1 protein-coding gene and 1 pseudogene are annotated in these 1,211 nt (G+C 73.7%); both read right to left on the reverse strand.

Annotation, left to right across the window (positions count from 1 at the left end):
• A pseudogene (locus ND748_RS32335) lies at positions 1-336 on the reverse strand (hypothetical protein); the annotation flags it as partial.
• Between the two features lie 107 nt (positions 337-443).
• Positions 444-1,211, reverse strand: a 768-nt coding sequence (locus tag ND748_RS32340) for a nitrilase-related carbon-nitrogen hydrolase (protein WP_251750065.1), incomplete at its 5' end; no start/stop codon positions are given.

The following is a 1,211-nucleotide window of genomic DNA, read 5'->3' on the forward strand; positions in this document are numbered from 1 at the left end:
GCGCAGCAGCGCCGCGGTCGCCGCGGAGTGCGTGCCGGGCGCCGCGCACAGCAGCCGGGACAGGTCCGGACCGGGGGTGGCCGGCCAGGCGCAGAAGGCGACGTGCAGCCCTGCCTGCGTGACCGCCATCAGGGCGACGACGAGCGGCAGCGAGGGAGCCGGGCCGGCGCAGGCACTGGCGACCGCCATCACGGCGATCAGACCGGCCAGCAGCACCCACGGTTGCGGGGCCGCCCCGTGGACGGCGACGTGGGCGACCACGCTGAGGGCAACGCATGCCGCGGCGAACACGCCGGCCCGCAGGCCGCGCGCGACCGGTCCGACGGACGCCTCCACGCCGCGACAGTCTAGGTGATCCGCACCCCGAGTTCTACGACCCGTCGAAGATCCCTATGTGGCAGGTCCGGCGTCCGAGCCCGCCAATCCGTGCGGCGACCGCCACGCTACGTCACCGAACCGGCATCGACGTCGCCCGCACCTGGCTCGGCCAGCCCGCGGTAGGCGTCGGGACGGCGGGTGGTGAGGAACGGGAACAGCGCCAGCCAGTCGCGGCGTTGATCGAGGTCGAGGTCGGCGACCAGCACCGCTGGGACATCGCGCGGCGCCCGGACCAGTACCCGTCCGTACGGGTCGCTGATGAACGAGCTGCCGTAGAAGGTCAGCGCGCCCTCCGTCCCGATCCGGTTGATCGTCACCATGAACGTGCCGTTGGCGATCCCGTTGCCGACGATCACGTTGTGCCACAGTGGTTCGGTGTCGAAGCCGGGATGATCGGGCTCGGAGCCGATCGCCGTCGGGTACACCAGCACGTCGGCGCCGGCGAGCGAGTACGCCCGGGCCAGCTCCGGGAACCACTGGTCCCAGCAGGTGGGGAAGCCAAAGCGCCCCTGGTGCAGCTCGACGACCGGGAAGCTGTCCGCCCCGGCCGGCCCGGGCCGGAAGTACCGGTCCTCGTGGTAGCCCGCAGTGACCGGGATGTGCATCTTGCGGGTGCGGGCGAGCAGCGCGCCGTCCGGGCCGACGACGATGGCGGTGTTGAAGCCCAGCCCGTCGGGCCCGTCTGCCCGCTCGTAGAGCGACATGTGCACGGCCACGCCGAGCTCGGCGGCGAGCCCAGCGGCGAGGGTGCGTGTCGGCCCGTCGTCGACGCTTTCCGCCAGCACGGCGGGCCCACCGCCGACCCCCGCGGGGGCCCCACCCGCCCCCTGCGC

The sequence above is a fragment of the Frankia sp. AiPs1 genome (assembly GCF_023716945.1).
Lineage (GTDB): Bacteria > Actinomycetota > Actinomycetes > Frankiales > Frankiaceae > Frankia.